General features: G+C 45.9%; 9 protein-coding genes. All 9 read right to left on the bottom strand.

All coding sequences use genetic code 11. From position 1 onward, the window contains the following. Positions 1-10 precede the first annotated feature (10 nt). The 9 genes from GJR95_RS05380 to GJR95_RS05340 all read right to left on the bottom strand — a co-directional run bounded on the left by GJR95_RS05380 (position 11) and on the right by GJR95_RS05340 (position 20,089). Positions 11-2,728 carry an ABC transporter permease gene (locus tag GJR95_RS05380; protein ID WP_162384897.1) on the bottom strand — a complete coding sequence of 906 codons (2,718 nt, stop codon included), beginning with the start codon at positions 2,726-2,728 and terminating at the stop codon, positions 11-13. 9 nt (positions 2,729-2,737) lie between these two features. After that, on the bottom strand, positions 2,738-5,437 hold the full coding sequence (locus GJR95_RS05375) for an ABC transporter permease (RefSeq protein WP_198424808.1): 2,700 nt from the start codon (positions 5,435-5,437) through the stop codon (positions 2,738-2,740). A 16-nt stretch (positions 5,438-5,453) separates the two neighbouring features. Then, complete coding sequence (locus GJR95_RS05370; RefSeq protein WP_162384896.1) at positions 5,454-5,789, bottom strand: PadR family transcriptional regulator; 336 nt, start codon at positions 5,787-5,789, stop codon at positions 5,454-5,456. 220 nt (positions 5,790-6,009) lie between these two features. Further along, the gene (locus GJR95_RS05365; protein WP_174260189.1) at positions 6,010-8,622 is read right to left on the bottom strand and encodes an ABC transporter permease; all 2,613 of its coding nucleotides are present in this window, start codon (positions 8,620-8,622) and stop codon (positions 6,010-6,012) included. 29 nt (positions 8,623-8,651) lie between these two features. Then, entirely contained in the window at positions 8,652-9,374 is a 723-nt protein-coding gene (locus GJR95_RS05360) for a hypothetical protein (protein ID WP_162384895.1), read from the bottom strand. A 45-nt stretch (positions 9,375-9,419) separates the two neighbouring features. Next, a complete protein-coding gene (locus tag GJR95_RS05355; protein ID WP_162384894.1) occupies positions 9,420-12,059 on the bottom strand; it encodes an ABC transporter permease in 2,640 nt (879 codons plus the stop codon). Between the two features lie 27 nt (positions 12,060-12,086). Further along, a complete protein-coding gene (locus tag GJR95_RS05350) occupies positions 12,087-14,684 on the bottom strand; it encodes a permease prefix domain 2-containing transporter (RefSeq protein WP_162384893.1) in 2,598 nt (865 codons plus the stop codon). A 40-nt stretch (positions 14,685-14,724) separates the two neighbouring features. After that, positions 14,725-17,325 carry an ABC transporter permease gene (locus tag GJR95_RS05345; RefSeq protein ID WP_232541094.1) on the bottom strand — a complete coding sequence of 867 codons (2,601 nt, stop codon included), beginning with the start codon at positions 17,323-17,325 and terminating at the stop codon, positions 14,725-14,727. A gap of 82 nt (positions 17,326-17,407) precedes the next feature. Beyond that, the gene (locus GJR95_RS05340; RefSeq protein WP_162384892.1) at positions 17,408-20,089 is read right to left on the bottom strand and encodes an ABC transporter permease; all 2,682 of its coding nucleotides are present in this window, start codon (positions 20,087-20,089) and stop codon (positions 17,408-17,410) included. Between the last annotated feature and the right edge of the window lie 30 nt (positions 20,090-20,119).

The raw sequence follows: 20,119 nt of genomic DNA, 5'->3' as shown, positions 1-20,119 counted from the left end.
TCTACATTCTTTATTCCGATCGCAGGGATTTTACCGGATTCATTAAAGCCGCTTTGATGGCCTGATAACTGACAGTAGCCAGGGCAATGCCTATCGCGACAACGCCCGCCACAACAAATACCCACCATTCGACGCTGATGTGATAGGCGAATTCGTTTAACCATTGATTCGTTACCCACCAGCCTAGCGGAAAAGCAATGCCATTGGCGATCAGGACCAGCTTAAGGAAATCTTTCGACAACAAGGCAGTTAAATTCAAAATACTGGCTCCCAGCACTTTGCGAACGCCAATTTCCTTGATCCGTTGTTCGGCAGCGTAGGTGGCCAGGCCAAAAAGCCCCAGACAGGCGATGAAAATCGTAGCCAGCGCGATCCAGATCAACAGGGTTTCACGGCGTCGGTCTTCGGCATAAAAACGAGCCAGTTGCTCATCCAGAAAGTGATACTCCAGCAGATTTGTAGGGTCAATTTTGACCAGAACATCATTCATTTTGGCCAGTGTCGCCGGAATATCCCTACCTTCGATCCGTGCGGTAAAGTAATCAATGTTATGCACCGGATTCTTCTGGTAGGCTAATACCATCGGAGCAATTTTTTCGCGTAATGATTGAAAATGAAAATCATTTACGATGCCGATGACTCTTGCTTTAAAAGGCTGATTCGTCTCGTTGAGCGGATTATAGCTTCCCCCCATTGCTCTGGATGGTATTTCAATTGGCTGCGCCGAAGCCTCCTCGATACCGAGTAGTTTAGCCGCTGTTTCGTTGAGAAGAACGGATGCCGTATCGCCCATTCCACCAAAATTTCGACCGTTCAATAGCCGCACGTTAAAGGTTTTGGCAAAGTTTTCATCGGCCCCTATCAGGTAAGCAACCTTGTGTTCATCGGTATTTCCCTCGGTCCTGATTTTGACCGTTGGAATTGTTTTCCATTCGCCCGGTACTCTGGAGGTAACCGATACATTTTTGACCGCAGCGATTCGTCTAAATTCGCTTTTGATCGTTTCGGCATCACTTCGTACTTTACTACTATTGATATCGATTACCAGCAATAACTCTTTATCGAAGCCCAGATTCTTGTTATTCATAAACTGGACTTGCTGAAAAAGTACGATGGTGGCAATCATCATGACGACCGATATTGTAAACTGAAAAACGACCAATCCTTTCCGCAACGACAAACCACTTCTGTTCTGGATCCTGAGATTTTTCAGCAAAAAAAGCGGGCTGAACTTCGACAATAAAAAGGAAGGATAACTACCTGATAATAAACCCGTAATAACAAGCGCAAAAAGTGTGTAAAGCCAAATGCGATAATTGCTATGAATACCTAAAGAGAGTTCTTTATTGGTGAATTCATTGAAGGCAGGAAGCAGTATATTCACCAGCACCACGGCCAACCCAAACGAGATGGCGGTCACAACCAGTGACTCGGTTAGAAACTGATGGATGAGATGGCTCTGAAACGCTCCACTGGCTTTGCGAACGCCAATTTCTTTCGACCGGTTTGAAGCCCTGGCCGTGGCCAGATTCATGTAATTGATGCAGGCAATGAGCAACACAAACAAAGCCACAATGGCAAAGATCTTGATGTAGAGGAAAACTCCCCGGCTCATTGCTTCTACGTTGGAATTTCTGGCACCGTCAATAATATGCTCCGAAAAAAGGTGAATATCGGCCAGAGGTTGCAGGCTATAGCTCATAGAAGTGCCTGCATCCAGTTTGACATTGGCATTGAGTAAATGCGTGATTTTCGTAGCGGCTACCTCCGGATTGGCTTTATCTTTCAACAAAAAGAACGTCATGAAATTTTGGGAAGCCCAGTTAGACGTACTTTCATCAAAATCCTGGTCGCTGCTGATGGTCGCTTCCGATATAACCAGATTGAAATCGAAGCTTGAATTGCGAGGATGATTTTTCAGAACAGCCGTTATTTTCAGCGGCTTATCTGGTATAAACTCAAACTCAACGGTTTTTCCGACAACCTGCGTCGTGTTAAAAAGTCGTTGTGCCAGCTCTTCGGCAAGAATGATGGAATTAGGCTCGTTCAAAGCCGATTTACTATCACCATCAACGGCCTCAAAATCAAAAATCTCCAACAAGCCTGGGTTACCAAAGACGACCGTTTCCTGAAACGTATTCTTGTTTTCCGGATTTTTTATATTGGCTCTTCCGGTTCGGGTAATCCGGGCCGAGTTTTCGATTTCGCCAATGCTTTTCTTCGACTCTTCGGCTACTTTGTAACTCGATGCCGCAATGGTCAGGTCTTCAGCAGGCGTTTTTTTATGCTGAATGGCCCGGTAAATTTGGTTCGTTCGGCTATGCTGCTGGTCGAACGTCAGCTCATCGAACAGGTATAATCCGATCAGCAGAAAACAGGTGATACCGAAAGTCAAACCAGCCACGTTAAGGGCCGTATAAAGTTTATGTCGGCTCAGGGTTCGAAAAGCGATTTTGACGTAATTCCGTAGCATGTCTGTAGTTGTTGGATTAGGATACTTGCTTGATTTTCGTTTAATCACAGAAGGCCGTACATAGGCCAGCACGTCCCGCCAATACCGTTGGCGGGCTGCGTTCGCACCGGCTCGCTGCGCCCGCAGGTAATACCGCTCATGCAAATCGCCCAGTACCTCCTCCCGAAGATGAGGGGCACAGAAGAGCCTGAGCAGTCGGTCAGCGAAGCGGGGCGGTCCAACCGGTCCGCCAGCGCGGTTTCTGGGTGTGTTCATAGCTTCTGGCTATTCCGATCGTAGGGAATTAACCGGATTCATCAAGGCCGCTCGCACCGCTTTGTAACTGACTGTAATCCAGGCAATCAACACAGAAAGACCGATGGCAATCAAAAATATACCGATGCTTAGCGGGATACGAAACTCGAATTTTTCGAGCCACTTTTGCATAAAGTAGTAGGAAACGGGAGCCGCAATGACAAAGGCTACGCCAATCAGTATCGTAAATTCTTTAGAGAATAAATAGACGATCTGTGAGACGGAGGCACCCAGTACTTTTCGGATACCGACTTCCCGTGTGCGCTGCACGGCCATAAATGAGACCAGTCCGTATAGACCCAGACATGAAATAAAAATTGCGATAGCCGAGAACAGTTTATAAAGTATGGAGAGCTGTTCTTCCTGTTCATAAAACCGGGCTATACTTTTATCCAGAAACTCGTATTCGTAGATGTAATTCGGAAAAATTCGGGTCCAGATTTTTTCTACAGAAGCCAACCCTCCTTTTATGTTCTGAGGCTGTAATTTTACCCCGATCAGCCCGAAATTATTTTTTCGGCTTGCCATCAAAACTGGCGGAATAGCTCCATGCAATGAGTGGGCATGAAAATCTTTGACAACGCCCACAATCGGTGCTTTCATTCCTCCCCAGACACTTATTTCTTTTCCAATAACGTCTCTGAGATTTTTCACACCCAGTCTTTTTACGAGGGTTTCATTAACTACATAACCTTGTACCGTGTCGCTGGCCGAATACGCCTTGCCTTCAATAATTGGCAGGTTGAATGTCTTGAAATAATCAGCATCTGCCCAATTTAAGAGCGCCGAGAAATCCGTTTCTTTCAGGTTTCTGTTGTAGCGAAATGGGGTATTCCAGGTCCATTTGTCGGCCGGGGCTCTGAATGCAAAACTGACATTTTCAATGCCCGATTGTTGTACTAACTGCGTTTTCAGGAGATCGAATTTTGTTCGGCTTATACTATCATTCGGGATGGGAACTCTTACAATCGTCTCTTTATCAAAGCCCAGTGATTTCGTTTGAAAAAAACTCATTTGCCTCACAATCACTACCGTAACAATAATAAGAACCTGCGCAATGACAAACTGAGTCACCACCAGACCCCGTCGTAACGAAATGCCTCCAATTGTTTTTGCGGTAATTTTACTTTTAAGGGCCAACGTTGCCTTGAAACCCGACAACACCCAGGCTGGATAAAAACCAGACAGAAAAATCACGACAATAGCTGTCACCGCTAAAAACAGCAGTAGCGTTGGATTGTCGATGAAAGAAAGGTGCAGTGAAAAATGAAGTAATTGATTCAGGAATGGCAGTGTCAGTTGGGCCAGAAGTACAGCAATAAACAAAGAGGCAATTGTGATGACGGTAGTTTCTCCCAAAAACTGACTTGTCAACTGCCCCCGATTACTGCCCAGAGCCTTACGAACTCCTACTTCTCTGGAACGATTAACGGCCTGTGCGGTTGCCAGATTGATAAAATTGACACAGGCTACCAGCAACAAAAATACCCCGATCAATTCCAGCACATGAATCATTTCCGGACTGATGGTATGATCCGAGAAATTACTAAACCGGCTATCAAAATGCACCTCATCGAGAGGGCGGATAAAATTACGAACCCGGCTTAGCTGGTAAGGTGTTTTGTGCTTTTTATCGAAAGCCAGCATCCAGGAATTGAACTGGTCAGGCGATACATTCTGAGGTAACAGAATGAAACAATTCCAGTTGTGAGAAACGCTTTCCCAGTCATCCCGATTACTACTTCCTTGCAGAAAATTCTTGTAGGATAGCACTACTTTCAATGGAAAATCGGAGTTAGCCGGTATATTCTTTAAAATCCCCGTAACTCGGTAAAAATCTTTTCCATTACCGACATTGATTGTTTTTCCGATTGCTTCTTTCCAGTCACCAAAGAATTTTTCGGCCGTTTCCTGAGTCAAAATCGCCGTATTTGGTTCAGAAAGTGCAGTCTGGGGATTACCAGCCAACAGGCCGAAATCGAACATTGCAAAGAATTGAGGTTCAGCATAATACACGCCACCTTCGTCCTTGAATTTTTTCTCGATAATCTGCTTCTTGCTATCGTAGATATTGATCTGACCGCCCCCTGCTACGATGGCAGCCACTTTTTCCAGTTGCGGATAGTCTAATCGGAGTGCAGTGGGTACGGGCAAAGGGACGCCTTCGCCGTAGCTTACAGCACCATAATGGAATTCAGAAACAACCTGATAAATCCGATCTTTTTTAGTATGAAAATTATCAAAACTCAGCTCAAACTGAACCACCAGAAAAACAAGTAAACAGGCTGCAATGCCCACCGCTAAACCCGCAATATTTATAAAGGAGTACGCCTTGTTTCTGCTCAGGTTTCGAAAGGCGATTTTGACGTAATTCCGTAGCATGTCTGTAGTTGTTGGGTTTGGATATTGACCGAATCGTCGGACCGTGGGCTGTCGTTTAATAATCGAAGGCCGCATATAGGCCAGCACGTCCCGCCAATACCGTCGGCGGGCCTGGGCTTCACCCAATCGTTCTACTCGTAAGGCATAGCGTTCATGGAGATCGCCCAGCACTTCTTCCCGCAGATGCGGGGCGCACAGCCACTCAATGAGTTTAGTTATCCATCCAGGTGCGGGCCGATGTTTCACGGATGATGGGCCGTTGCTGGGGTTTGGGGGCTTCGATTTCATAGCACACAATGGGCTACTAGCTCCATTCCAGCCGAATGGTAGGAATGATCCGTTCCCACATCCGATTTCGAACCAGATGCACCTCGCTCATGATCCGCCCGCCCAGTGCCGTAACCGTAAACAGGCGTTTTCGTCGTCCGCCCCGTTCGGCTGTTGCCTCGCCCAGATAGGAGGTGAGATACCCCTTCTGTTCGAGTCGTTGCAGGGCGGCATGCACGGCCCCCGTGCTGACAGTCTGGTTGGTTTCCCGTTCGAGTTCTTCAGCGATAACCACCGAATAGGCTTTGGGAGAAAGCACAGCCACGGCCAGCAAAACAACCTCTTCAAACTCACCTAAGTCACTTCGTCGCATGAGGTAATCGATAAAATTGTAGCGCTCTTTTTATTTCCTCTATTTCTGTATGTCAAATGCCTTGCCAAACTAACGAATGGTGCTATTCTGAGCAGGAATGGCCAGATTTCGGATTTATCGCTACGGCGCACTGTCCAAAAACGGACAAACTGCGTACGCTGACGGACAATAAAAAAGGCACCGTTTGTAGTACGGTGCCTTCGGGTTGACTTAATGGTATCTATTCGGATCGTAAACTTTTGACCGGGTTAACCAAAGCTGCTTTTATACTCTGGAAACTTACTGTCAATAGCGTAATAACCAGAGCGCCGACGCCAGACAGGGCAAAAATCCACCACGAAATCTCGGTACGATACTCGTATTTCTGAAGCCAGTTATCGAGAAAATAATAGGCAATTGGCGTGGCAATACCGAAGGAAATAAGCACCAGGATCACAAAGTCTTTGGAGAGCAGACCCCACAGGTTAAGCACCGAAGCACCCAGTACCTTCCGAACGCCAATTTCTTTGGTACGCTGCTCGGCCATGAACGAGGCCAGGCCGAAAAGTCCTAAACAACTGATGAAAATGGCGAGGCTAGCCAGCACGGAAGCTAATTTACCAACGCGTTCTTCGGCGGCAAATTTCAACGCATGCTCCTGATCGACAAATTTGTAGTCGAACGGAGCAGCCGGATTGTACTTTTTGAAAACTGCTTCGGTTTTACTCAACGCTTCTCTGGCACTGGCTGCCGGATCTATTTTCAGAACGACAAAATTGCCTTTTCGCTTATTGATGACAAAAACAGATGGCCTTACGGGTTTGTAGGGCGATTCCATGACCATGTCTTTAATGACACCGATAACCTTAAAGGATTCTCCGTTTAAGAAATCCCCCCCTTTAACAAGTTCGCCAATCGGATTCGTAAAGCCCATGAGTTTCGCGGCCGATTCGTTCAGCACCATACCTACCGAATCGGTCGTAAATTTTCTTGAAAAATCCCGCCCCTGCACAAATTGCCACCCAATGGTTTTCCCGAAATCATGCGATACTTTAATTGTACCAATACTAGCTTGTAGATTCGGGTCTTTACCACGCCAGTCAAAATCAGGTAATGACAGAAAAAGGTCGGTTAATGGGCTGTGTGATTCGGCCATTTCCAGAACGGCACCAGCCTTTTGCAATTCATACCGAACGGCCTCAAAATGCTCATGAATATCGGGAGTCGGCGTTTGAATCATGATCAAACCGGCCCTGCTGTAGCCAATCGGGCGGCTCTGAGCGAATTGAATCTGTCGATAAACAATGATGGTGCCGATGATAAGGGTGACTGATACCGTAAATTGTATCACAACCAGTACCTTACGAGGCAGTGCGGCAAATCGACCTACCTGAAACCCATATCCTTTCAATGCTTTGATGGGCTGGAAAGACGAGAGGTAAAGAGCCGGGTAGCTCCCCGCCAGAAAGCCTGTCAGCGCAATAAACCCTATGCTAATTAACCAGAAATAAGGTGAGAGCCAGAACATGGTAATTTGTTTCCCCGCCAGCTCATTAAAACCTGTCATCGAGATGGTTGCCAGTCCGATCGCCAGCGCAAATGCCAGTAGAACCACCAAAAACGATTCGCTGAAAAACTGACTGATCAACTGACTCCGTACCGAACCGACAGCTTTCCGAATACCCACCTCCTTAGCTCGTTTTTCGGAGCGGGCTGTACTCAGATTCATGAAATTGATACAGGCCAGCAATAAGACAAACGCACCGATTATACCAAATAACCAAACGTACTGGATTCGTCCGCCTATGCTCACGCCATTTTCAAATTCGGAGTAGAGATGCCATTTACGCATCGGATGCAGGAACATCTGGGCTTTATATTGCCAGCTTTCTTTCCGCCCGTTCATTAATTTAATGTCTTTGATCTTCGCCGAAACGTTATCCACATCAGCCTTATCGGCCAGTTGGACGTATGTGCGAAATTGATTGCTATCCCAATTGTCTTTGTCTTTGGTTGCCCTGGCAATAATGTCCCAGGGTGCCAGAAATGACACCTCATTGAATTGCGAGTTCTGGGGAAAGTCTTCATAGACACCTGCCACTTTTACGCTCGACTCATCATTGATTTTCAACAACTTACCAACCGGATCGCTTTCCCCAAAGAACGCCTTCGCTACTGATTCCGACAGTAAGATGGATGATGGATCTTTTAAACCGGCCCGTGTTCCTCTCACCATCCTCAGGCTCAGCATGTCGGCAATTTCGGGTTCGGCGTAATTGCCGAGTTTGGTAAATTTCTTTTCGCCAACAGCCAGGATCGTAGAAAAAGTACCCGACGACATTGCCACATAGGTAAAATCCGTTCCATATGTTCGGCGAAGTGCATTGCCCAATGGCATTGGATTATGCTCCTGTGTGGTAACGACCCCATTATACGTCTGGTTTTGCATGACCTGGGCAATACGGTCGTAGTTTTGGTGGTATTTATTATAGGAAAGCTCATCCCATATCCATAAGCCAATAAGCATAGCCACAGCCATTCCGACGGCCAGCCCACCAATATTAATGAACGAATAGGCCTTGTTTCGCACAAGATTGCGAAAAGCGATTTTAAAATAGTTGCGTATCATAGTAGGACTTAGGAAAAAAGGGGTCGAATAGTCTTGTTTTCGCTTTGTGAGTGGCCGTACCAGTTTCAGTGCACTCAGGCCATACCGCCAGCGGGCGCGTCGCTCCCCTACCGTTTCTACCCAGTAGTCGTAGAGTTCGAGCAGGTCGCCCTGCACTTCCTCCTCAGTAGTAGGATTGCCCCACCAATGAAGGAGTTTTTGGGGCCAGCGAGGTGGTTTGCTCATCCTGTAAATGGGAAGTTTTACGCTAGTATTTAGTCATTGCGTCTTCTTATGTGAATGCCGCTATGGCTCTGCTGGTTACCGCCGTAAGAAAAATTGCCAGCCGCCCACATACTGTACTTTTCTTTATAGCGACTAAAAATGGCGCTGGGCAGCTTCTTACCATTGACCGTCATCTCGGTAGCAGACAGCGTGACCGACACTAATTCTTTCTGACTCGATACAATACTGTCCTTGATTAAGTCATCGATCATGTTGCTCATCATCGTCTGATCGGCATCAACGTTTTCGTGACTTATGCCTGTATGCGTCTGGCTGGCATGAATTTGCTCCTGATCAAATCTGGTTTGGGAATTGACATCATGAGCTTCAGTCAGCGTATATCTGGTATTAACACTCGCCTGAAAATCCTGCTCATGAACGCGTTTTTTCTGATTTCTGCTTTCCTCTAACTGGTCTTTCGCCAGTTGCTTCCTGATTGTATTAATGACGCCATTGTAGGGTGCATAGTTGTCGGCGGGGATTTTCTCCTCGTCAACCCGTAATTCATCAAGTATGCCGTTGCTCAACGCAAACAGATACTCATGCCCTTCATAAAATGTATGCACCGTTTCCTTTAAGGTTCCCGATTTATCATGATTGACGATGTAATAGTTGTTGTATTTTTCTGCATCACGATTCTGTGCGTGCGCTCCAATTCCTGATGCCACGGTAGCTGCCGCCAGCAATCCTATTATCAAAAAATTACGGTTCATTTTCTTCGACGTTCAGTTGTGGTAAAACATATACTTCAGTACAGTCTATTCGCTTCGTAAGCTTTTTACAGGATTGACCAGAGCCGCCTTAATACTCTGAAAACTGACGGTCAACAGGGCAATTATGGCCATCAACAGGCCCGTCAGCGCAAATACCCACCACTGGATCTCGACTTTGAACTCAAAATTCTGAAGCCACTGACTCATGGCGTACCAGGCGATGGGAGAAGCAATGACAATGGCGATCAACACCAGTTTCAGGAAGTCTTTGGAGAGCAGTGTAACAATACCAGCAACCGAAGCACCCAATACTTTACGAACGCCGATTTCTTTGGTTCGCTGTTCAGCCGTGAACGTAGCTAAGCCGAACAAACCCAGACAGGCAATCAACATGGCCAGAAATGTCGAGACCTCAATAAGTTCCGCTGTCCGGGTTTCAGACTGGTAAGCCTGCGCCAGTGATTCGTCCAGGAAACTGTAATCAAATACATGCGTTGGGAAGGTGGCTATCCATGCTTTTTCAATTTGCGACAAAGCCGCCTGTACGGTCTCGGCCGTAGGCTTTTCGGTTTGCAGCTTGATACCTGCCTGGTAAAAGTTTTTGGGTACGACCTGAATAACAGTTGGATCTATTTTCTGGTGTAGCGAATTGACATTAAAGTTTTTCGCGACCCCAATAATCGTTGCAAACTCTTCGCCGTCTCCGTAGTACACACGCTGCCCAATGGCATCCGTTGGACGACTAATGCCCATCCGATTGATAAATACCTCATTAGCAATGAGTTTAAAGGAGGCTGAGGACGTATCTGTGTCTTTAAGTTTTTCTCCGGCCAACAATTGAATGCCGTACGTATCCAGATAGTGGGAATCACCCATTTTCATCTGGGTTTTGATATCGGTGGCCTGGGCACCTTTCCGATACTGCATACCCTGCATCCAGTTACTTTCTGCCGATGCGCTATTGTACGAAAAGCTGACATCTTTAATCAGTGGTGATTCGATAAGTTGATTGCGTAGGGCCTGTAAATTTTCGAGCTTATTATCTGGTAGACCAACCGTAATGATGGCTGCCTTATTAAAACCCAGATCAGCATTCCGGAAAAAGGTAAGTTGCTGATTGATCAATAAGGCACTGCTGATAAGAATCAATGATACCGTAAACTGAACCACCACTAGTCCCTGTCGCAGGGAAAACCACTGTTTCCCGTGCGCTAACGTATTGTTTTTCAACGCCCAGATCGGCGCCATGCCCGATAGCCGAAACGCCGGATAGACCCCTGCCAATAAAGTTGTCAGGCCGGCCAGAACAAGCGCGAATAGGGCGGTTTGCCAGGTAAATAAATCCGGCGATTTCAATGGAACCGCCAGCGTATCAGCCATGGCAGGCAGCATAATCCAGGCCAACAGGATGGCTAAGAGGACAGCGAAAAGTGTGAGCAGGCCAGCCTCGGTGAGAAACTGGTAAATCAGCGACCAGCGATTACTGCCAATGGCCTTCCGAATACCGACTTCTTTCGCCCGCTTGAATGCCTGAGCTGTGCTTAAATTGATGAAGTTAAAACAGGCAATCAGCAGTACAAGCAAACCGATAAACGACAGTGTCTTGAGTAAAGGTATATTAGCCGACCGTCCGCCCAGATTGCTGCTATAATGAATTTGAGATAATGAGTTTAGAAAAAAACGCTTGTCGGATAGCGCTTCTTTACCCATATATTTGACTATAATAGCCTGGAAGCGTTTGGTCAGTTGGGCGGGATTGATACCATTTTTCAGTAACACAAACACCTGAAAATTATCATTCCAGCCATTCCACTTATTCAAGTCAATATCGGGCTTGGCTGTTTTGATCGTAGGAAACGAAACCAGCAGATCGAATGGGAAACTGGTTGTTGCTGGATGGTCTTCCAATACACCAGCTACCAGCAAATCCTGCTTATTATCGAGCCGAATGGTTTTGCTGAGTACATCCGTCGTGCCAAAATACTTTTCCGCATACGCACGTGTCAGTACAACGGTATTGGGTTGCGACAGCGCAGTGCGGGGATCGCCCGCTACCCATTGATAATCAAGCAAATGAAATAACTTATTGTCGGCAAATATGAACGGCTCCTTGAACCGTTTATCGGAGTTGGGCACCGCAAAGGTACTGCCCCAAACCCGAAGCAAGGGAACGACTAACTCCGCTTCGGGAAGGTCGGTACGCAAGGCATTGGCCATGCCTGTATACGTACCCGGATAGCTGTGTTTTTCTTTAATATTTTCACCTTCAACCCGATACACCCGGCTCCCGTTTGCGTTATTCTGGTCGTAGCTGGTTTCGTGTCTGACAGCTAAAAATATCAATACCGTACAGGCCATACCTGTTGCCAGACCAGTGATGTTAATGAAGGAATAACCCTTGCTTTTGGCGAGGTTTCGAAAAGCGATTTTGACATAATTACGTATCATACCAGGACTTAGTAAAAAAGGTGATGGGTAATCTAACGATGATTTAGGTTTGGCCAGCGGCCGTATTAGTTTCAATGCATTCAGGGCATATCGCCAGCGGGCACGGCGCTCGCCAACGGTCTGTACCCAGTAGTCGTAGAGTTCGAGCAAGTCGCCCTGCACCTCTTCCTGCGTGTTGGGGTCGGCCCACCAACTCAGGAGAGTTGTGGCCCAACGGGGTGGGAGAGTTGGCTTCATGGTTTTTTACTCATTTTTTAATAAATATTACTCTGCCCTCAATGTTTTTGCCGGGTTGGTTTGAGCTGCTTTCCATGAAAAATACCCTACCGCCCCTAACGCAATACCTAAGACAATTAATAGAAGAAAGGACATGGTTAAATAACTTATCCCATTATTAAAAACAAGATAACTATTCATGTACATGGCGATGGCTATTCCGAGAGGAATGGCTATGGCAGTTGCAATGGCCAGCAGTTTAATAAAGTCAGCTGACATCAATTTTATCACTTCAGAGCCAGTAGCGCCCATTACTTTTCTGATGCCTATTTCTTTCGTTCGTTTTTCTAAACTGTAAGTAAGTATACCGATGAGTCCTAATATGGCTATCACAAAAATCACAATGCTTTCCATACCCGCAAACTGCATGTCTTCATAAGGATAATAGCGTTCGTACATATCTGTATCCAGCCATAAAGCATTCATTTCCACGTAAGGACTGTATTTCTTCCATACGTTTTTTATCGTGGCTTCAAGAGCTTTTCTATCATCTACAGCGCTTGTTTTCAGGCACATAATTTTAAATAATGAAGGCCGGTACTGGAAAATTATGGGCTCTATTTTACGTTCATAATCATAATGGCAAAAATTTGAAACAACCCCTATAATGGTTGCGGAAAGAGTATCATTCACAAGAATGAGTTTCCCTATTGCGTCTTGTTCAGAACCAAGTTTAAGATTTTCTACTAACTTTTGGTTTACCACAACCATAGGTGATGGTGATTCTGAATTACTTTCAATTAGGTTTTTTCCTGCCATTATTTTCAGACCCATATTTTCAATAAAATTATGGTCTGCGGCATAATAAAACGCTGACCTCGATGCTTCATTTTTGCCATTTTTAATACTAGAATAGGCTGGTTTATTACCAAAACTAAGGGAGGTGTATCCTATTTTTTGGACGTCTTTAATGGTACTTATCTCAGCAGCAAACTGTTTATTTTGATTTCCGGCCAGGTTTATATTAAGTATATGATCGCGCCGGTAATTTTCATTATCAGTGGCCATATAATTTGTTTGATAAAACGCATGACCAGTAAAAAATATATATGTCAACGCTATCGTAAATTGACCGATTATTAATGATTTTCGTAAACCTATTTTCCCAAAAGTCGTAGGTAAAATACTTCCTTTCAACACGTTGACAGGTTGAAAGGAAGACAATATAAGACTTGGAGACGCCCCAGCGACTAAACCCAGAATCAGGTTGAAAACGAAAAACAACAGAATAAGGTAGCCCAGATGGTCAATATCCCAATTGAGCCAGGAAACATGAACCTGATTCTTTATAAACCATAATAAAAACAAACCAATACCCAGGGCCAAATAAGAAACTAATACCGATTCAGTTAAAAATTGAAGAACAAGTTGAGATTTTGTTGCACCCATTACTTTTCTTACACCTACTTCACGGCCTCGGTTCATAGATCGGGCAAGTGTAAGATTGATATAATTAAAAGCCGCCAGTAAAATGATAATTAATTGAAATCCAAAGTTTATATAAATACTCCTGAAGTCCTGAATATAGGGGTCGTTCTTTAATATTTCCTTTGATGGCGAAATTTCTGCCAAGTATTGTGCTTTGAAACGTAGGGTTGTATTTACCGCCGGTCCAATTAATTTATTGACTTCCGCCGAGGTTTGTGATAACTGCTTATCAAGGTCGATAGAAGTCTTTCCTTTCGCTATTTTTATAAACGTATGCGCATTCAGTGCTGACCAATTATTTGTTTTACTATTGAGGCCCAAATAACCGATCATCGGTATAATTACATCGGTTCTGAACTGAGTTTTTTTCTGATTGAATGGTTTTAGAACGCCAACAATTTTAAAAGCGCCATACTTTGGATGTTCAAGAACATTACCAATCGGATCTGCATCTCTAAAGAACCATTGGGCAGTCTCGTAAGTGAGAACAATTGTATTAGGTTCAACGGGATAAGTACCTTTTTCTAATGGGAAATTAAATAGTTCATAAAAGGATTCATCGGCATAAATTGCCTTTATGTTTTTTGTTTTTATTCCATTGCTTAAAATCCAATCGAAGTCTCTTATTATAGTCGCCGAATTATCGATACCCGCAAGATTTTCCTTAATATGTTTGGCCAATAGAACAGGGCTTGAGGCCCAGTTTGTCAGTTCGCCATCTTTATTTTTTTCGTCGGTTATTACTCGTACTATCCGGTCGCTATCCCGGTGAAAATTATCGTATTCGTAATAATTTACAATCTGAATTAATGCCATCAATGCGGAAGGAATGGCAAGACTTAATCCTACTATATTAATTAGGGAAAAGAGTTTATATTTTAACAGATTCCTCCACGCGATTTTAAAATAGTTACGTATCATGGTTGGGCTGTATAGATAGCTTGTTGGATAACCGTTTGTCTTTTTTCGTTTGGCGAATGGTCTTAATAACTTGAGCGCACTGAACGTATATCGCCAATTGGCTTTTCGCTTCCCCATCGTCTGCACCCAGTAGTCGTAGAGTTCGAGCAGATCGCCTTCAACTTCTTCCAACGTGTCGGGATTCCCGAAGGTCTCCAGGAGCCAGTTGGCCCAGCGGGGTGATGAATTGGTAGCCATGCGTTCTGTTTGAATAAAGACCGATCCGCCGGTGTGGTCTTTATTCCGATCGTAATGATTTGACTGGATTCATCAGGGCCGCTTTGATACTCTGGAAACTCACCGTCAATAAGGCAATACCAGTAGCGAGGAAACCCGCCAACACAAACACCCACCAACTGATGGTGATTTTGTAGGCGAAATTCTGAAGCCATTGATTCATCACGTACCAGGCAATGGGAGAAGCAGTAACAATGGCAACCAGAACCAGCTTCAAAAAGTCTTTGGAGAGCAGGGTGGCAATGCTGTATACCGATGCACCGAGTACTTTCCGAACCCCAATTTCCTTGGTCCGCTGCTCGGTTGTGAAGGCAGCTAAACCAAATAAGCCAAGGCAGGCAATGAAAATAGCCAGGAACGCGAAAACGGTAGCCAGTGTGCCAACAACGGTTTCGCTTTTATAGAGCGTCGCATAATCGGAATCGACAAACGAATAAGAAAATGGAAACTTAGGGTTTAGTTTCCGACAAAGTGCCTCGACACTGGCTAATGCCTGTTCGGTTTGGCCAGGTTTGGTTCGAATCAGAACATTGTCATGGTTCCAGTTCTCAGCTAACCGAATAATGAGTGGCCGAATCGGATTGTGCAATGAGTTGAAATGAAAATCTTCGATCAGCCCCACAATTGTTCCCGGTTTTTGTCCGAACGATAAGGGCTGTCCAACCGGATCTTTATAACCAATCCGCCTGGCAGCGGCCTGGTTGATGAGGTAATTACTCGAGTCCGTGCCAAAACTGGGCGAAAAATCACGGCCACGGATGATGTTAATCTTCATCGTTTTAGCAAAATCGTAGCCAACCCAGGTATTATTGAATTGAATAGCAGATGTAGGATCTTTCCCCACCCACTCTACGCCATCGGTCGTATTTCCGTTTTGCAGCGGGCTTGTCTGTATGTGTGAAACAGACTGAATACCTGGCTGTTGAAGGAGTTCCTGTTTAAAAAGCTGGAATTTTTGGGCAATTTCGCCTTCACCCTGAATCTTGATCAGATTCTCCCGATCATAGCCAAGATTCTTCGTTTGGATATAGTGCAGCTGTCGATAAATAACAACGGTTCCGATGATCAGCAGCATCGATAAAACAAACTGAAATACGACCAGGCCACGCCGAAACAGTTGTGCTCCAGCGCCCAAACGGAGTGTTCCTTTCAGCACGAGTACCGGCCTGAGCGACGACAAAAACAACGCCGGATAGCTTCCGGCCAAAGCGCCCGTAACCACGAGCAATAGGGGCAGACCTATCCAGAGAAGGGGCTGGTTAAAGGGGAGTATAAGTTGCTTGTCGGTTAGCTGATTAAATACGGGCAGCACCAACGCCACCAGCCCGGTCGCCAGCCCAAGTGCCAGCGTAGTCAGGAGCATAGCTTCGCCCATAAACTGCCCCATCAGCGATGCCCGTCTAGCCCCTACAACTTTCCGAACGCCTACTTCACGCGCTCGTTTGACCGAACGGGCCGTTGCCAGATTCATGAAGTTGATGCACGCAATAAAAAGTAAAAACACAGCCACAATGATAAATAGCCGCACATATTCGATGCGTCCGCCATCGCGATGGCCGTTTTTAAAGTTAGAATACAAATACGCTTCTGACTCGGGTTGCAGGAAGAGCTGGATGTTAAAATTCGGGCCAATGTCCTTATTCCGGCCCTTTAGAAATGTTTTGAGCTTGGCATCAACTACGGCCGGATTGGCATCTGGCCGTAGTTGCAGGCGGGTTCCCGGCCCGGCATTTTCCCACTGGTCGAGCCAGGGCTCCCGCTTTAAGTACTTCTGCCAGTTCAGCAAAAAATCGTACTTATCGGGTGAACTGTCAGGTAAATTATCAAATACGGCCGTAACCTGATAGTCGGTTCCACTGTCAAATCGAATGGATTTGCCCAGAGCGGTCTGTGGGTTGCCAAAATAGATTTCAGCTATTTTTTTTGAAATTACCAGGCTATTGGGTGAATTAAGCGCATTGATATAGGTTCCGGCTACTAATGGAATACTGTACATCGTTAACCAATCTGCTCCAACAAAATAGCCTGTCTGTCGGGTCACCTTCTCCCCTACCGTCAGCACATGCTGTTCCGGGTTTGAAAAACCAGCCGCATAAACAACCTCCGGAAATTGCTTTTTGAGTTCATCAGCTAAAATTCCGGGAGTATCCTCATCGGTAACGATTCGGCCATCGGCAATTTCGTTCTCCATGATTCGGTACAAATCGGCGCTGTTTTCGTACTGAGTACCTATGCTCAATTCATCTTGAATCCACAAAAATATCAGCAGGCTGGAGGCCATACCCAGGGTTAGCCCTGAAATGTTGATGACGGAAAACGCTTTGTTGCGAATCAGATTCCGCCAGGCGATTATCAAATAATTCCGGATCATAGCAGGGCTCAAAAAAAAGGGTGAATCATAATCGGATACTGGTCTTCTTTTTGCCAATGGCCGCAGTAGTTTCAGTACACTCAGTCCATAGCGCCAGTTGGCGCGTCGCTCCCCCACCGTTTCTACCCAATAGGCATAGAGTTCGAGCAGGTCGCCCTGCACTTCTTCAACTGTGTTGGGATCGCCAAAAGATTCCAGCAGTCTGTTGGCCCAGCGGGGTGGTTTCATCATGGAGAACGACTAATGGCTAATGTAAAATGAAAGATAAAGCCGGTATTCATTGACGTTCAGATGGCATTATCCACTGCCTATATCATTCCGATCGTAAGGATTGAACCGGATTCATCAGGGCGGCTTTAATACTTTGAAAACTCACCGTCAGAAGCGCAATACCAATAGCGAGAAATGCCGCCAGAACGAACACCCACCATTCAATATCAATCTTATAGGCGAAATCCTGTAACCATCGACTCATGGCATACCAGGCCAGTGGCGTGGCAATCACAATGGCCACCAGCACCAGTTTCAGGAAGTCTTTCGACAACAAGGCGACCACGCTGGTAACTGATGCCCCTAATACTTTGCGCACCCCGATCTCTTTGGTCCGCTGCTGGGCCGTAAACATGGCCAGACCAAAGAGTCCCAAACAGGAGATAATGACTGTCAGGCTGGCGAAGATGCCAAACAATTGGCCAACCCGTTGTTCAGACTGGTAAATCCTGTTGAATCGTTCATTCAGGAATGAATAAGCAAATGGATTATCCGTCTGAGCTTTCCATTTCTGCTCCAGTGTTTTTAATAACCCCGGCATGTCTGTGGTTCGGACTCGCAGGGCCATTTGATAATAATCGGCTCCATAAAACATAACCAGAGGGGCAATGTGCTGGTGCATCGACTCGAAGTGAAAATTCTTCACAACCCCAACAATCGTGTACAGCCGGCGACTTTCCGGGCTACCATTGCCCACTGTCCAGAGCCGTTGTCCAATCGGGTTTTTCCAGCCGAATCGTTTGGCAGCAGCTTCGTTAATCAGTATAGCGGCACTGTCGGACGGAAAGGCTTTCGAGAAATTCCGACCCTGAGCCAGGTTAATCCCTAACGTTGGCAGGTAATTTTCGTCGATGTAGTATGTTTTCTCCCGGTAAATAGCTGCCTGGGCAGATCCGTTATCTGGCTGAAATCCATCGTTTCCGCTGTTCGATACGCCAGCGGGAAGATATCCTGCCTGCGTTGCATTGATTACCTGTGCTAGTTTGGCCAGTTCAGCTCTGAATGCCTTGCCTTTGGGCCCAAGCGAATAGGTATCATGCAGGATAAGTACCTGATCCTTATCGAATCCTACTTTTTTGTTCTGAATAAAATAGAGCTGCCGATAAACGACCAGTGTTCCGATAATCATTCCGATAGAAACCACAAACTGAGTGGTAACCAGTGTGTTTCGTAGCCAGCCACTGCGGAACCCGGCCCGCATCTGCCCTTTCAGTACACTCACTGGCTTAAACGCCGACAGGAAAAAGGCGGGGTAGCTACCTGCCAGCAACCCGATCAACAAGCAAGTCAATACGATACCTGCCAGCATCCAGCCACTTGTCAAGGCATTATATCCAAACTGTTTTCCTGCCAGCTGATTAAAGCTTGGCAACACGATCGCTACGATACTAAGGGCAACCACCAGGGCCATGAATGTAATCAGTACCGACTCGCTTAAAAATTGCCCGATCAATTGCTGTTGCACTGACCCTAATACCTTCCGAATACCCACTTCTTTCGCCCTTCCGGCCGATCCAGCAGTAGATAGGTTCATGAAGTTGATGCAGGCAACCAGCAGAATAAATACCGCGATAATCGAAAAGATATAAATGTATTTAACGTCACTGTTGGATTCGATCTCAGCCTCCAGGTCGGAGTGAAGATGAATATCCGTAATGGGTTGAAATCCGAATCCGAACCGATCTCCTTTCCGGGTAAACTCGTCCAGACTAATGCCGAAAAGCGCCTGGATTTCAGAGCCGATGTGCTTCTTCACCAGTTCCGGCATTTTAGCCCTCAGGTCGTCAATTGAATAACCTGGTCGAAGCACCACATAGGTATAGGCACCACTACTTAACCACGTATTGCGGAGCTCAATCGAGCGCATTGACCCGAACATATCGTAGTGAAAGTGTGTGTTCGAGGGAACGTCCTGACAAACACCTGTTACCCGAAAAAGCCCCCGAGTACCGAGCGTCAGTGTCTGGCCAATTGGGTCCTGCTCACCAAAATATTTTTTGGCAATTGTTTCCGTAAGGACGATTGTATTCGGTTCCGTCAATACCGTTTTGGGATTGCCTTTCAGCAACGGTATGGAGAAGACATCGAAAAAGTTGGAATCCGCAAAAACGACATGCTCTTCCTTAAAGCTATCGCGGTTATGCTTTACAATAAATGTGCCTTCCTGATCAAAGCGGGTAGTGGCTTCTACCCCAGAATAATCACGAACCAGCGCTGGTCCAACCGGAACGCTCACTGGTGCTGTATTAATCTCCTTTCCACCAACCTGACCATGAATATTCACCCGGAAGATACGATCGGCTTTGGCATGGTAGCGATCATAACTCAATTCATCCAGAACAAACAACACAATCAGCAGGCATGTAGCCAGCCCAATAGCCAAGCCAATAATGTTAATGGCTGTGAAGGCTTTGTGGAGCACAAGGTTCCGCCAGGCAATTTTCAAATAGTTTCGTAACATGGTAGGGCTCAAAAAAAAGATGGTCTGCGGTTCCCTGCCGGAATAGCCTGATTCCGAAAACGCGATCGTTGACTTTGCAAATGGTCGTAACAACTTCAGTACGCTCAGTGTATATCGCCAGCGGGCTTCGCGTTCACCCACTGCCTCTACCCAATAATCGTAGAGTTCGAGCAGATCCCCCTGCACTTCTTCGACCGTATTGGGATCACCAAAAGCCTCCAAAAGCCAATTGGCCCAGCGGGGTGGTTGAGGGTTGGAGTTCATAGATTTCTCTTTTGGAGACCAGTCCGCCAG

It is taken from the genome of Spirosoma endbachense (assembly GCF_010233585.1).
Lineage (GTDB): Bacteria > Bacteroidota > Bacteroidia > Cytophagales > Spirosomataceae > Spirosoma > Spirosoma endbachense.
Note: the sequence above shows the minus strand (reverse complement) of the source record. Positions and strands in the feature narration are given on the sequence as shown.

What these genes read in the sequence shown, in the direction of transcription:
- GJR95_RS05380 (WP_162384897.1), bottom strand. Translation starts at nt 2,728, where the DNA reads ATGAACACACCCAGAAACCGCGCTGGCGGACCGGTTGGACCGCCCCGC.
- GJR95_RS05375 (WP_198424808.1), bottom strand. Translation starts at nt 5,437, where the DNA reads ATGAAATCGAAGCCCCCAAACCCCAGCAACGGCCCATCATCCGTGAAA.
- GJR95_RS05370 (WP_162384896.1), bottom strand. Translation starts at nt 5,789, where the DNA reads ATGCGACGAAGTGACTTAGGTGAGTTTGAAGAGGTTGTTTTGCTGGCC.
- GJR95_RS05365 (WP_174260189.1), bottom strand. Translation starts at nt 8,622, where the DNA reads ATGAGCAAACCACCTCGCTGGCCCCAAAAACTCCTTCATTGGTGGGGC.
- GJR95_RS05360 (WP_162384895.1), bottom strand. Translation starts at nt 9,374, where the DNA reads ATGAACCGTAATTTTTTGATAATAGGATTGCTGGCGGCAGCTACCGTG.
- GJR95_RS05355 (WP_162384894.1), bottom strand. Translation starts at nt 12,059, where the DNA reads ATGAAGCCAACTCTCCCACCCCGTTGGGCCACAACTCTCCTGAGTTGG.
- GJR95_RS05350 (WP_162384893.1), bottom strand. Translation starts at nt 14,684, where the DNA reads ATGGCTACCAATTCATCACCCCGCTGGGCCAACTGGCTCCTGGAGACC.
- GJR95_RS05345 (WP_232541094.1), bottom strand. Translation starts at nt 17,325, where the DNA reads ATGATGAAACCACCCCGCTGGGCCAACAGACTGCTGGAATCTTTTGGC.
- GJR95_RS05340 (WP_162384892.1), bottom strand. Translation starts at nt 20,089, where the DNA reads ATGAACTCCAACCCTCAACCACCCCGCTGGGCCAATTGGCTTTTGGAG.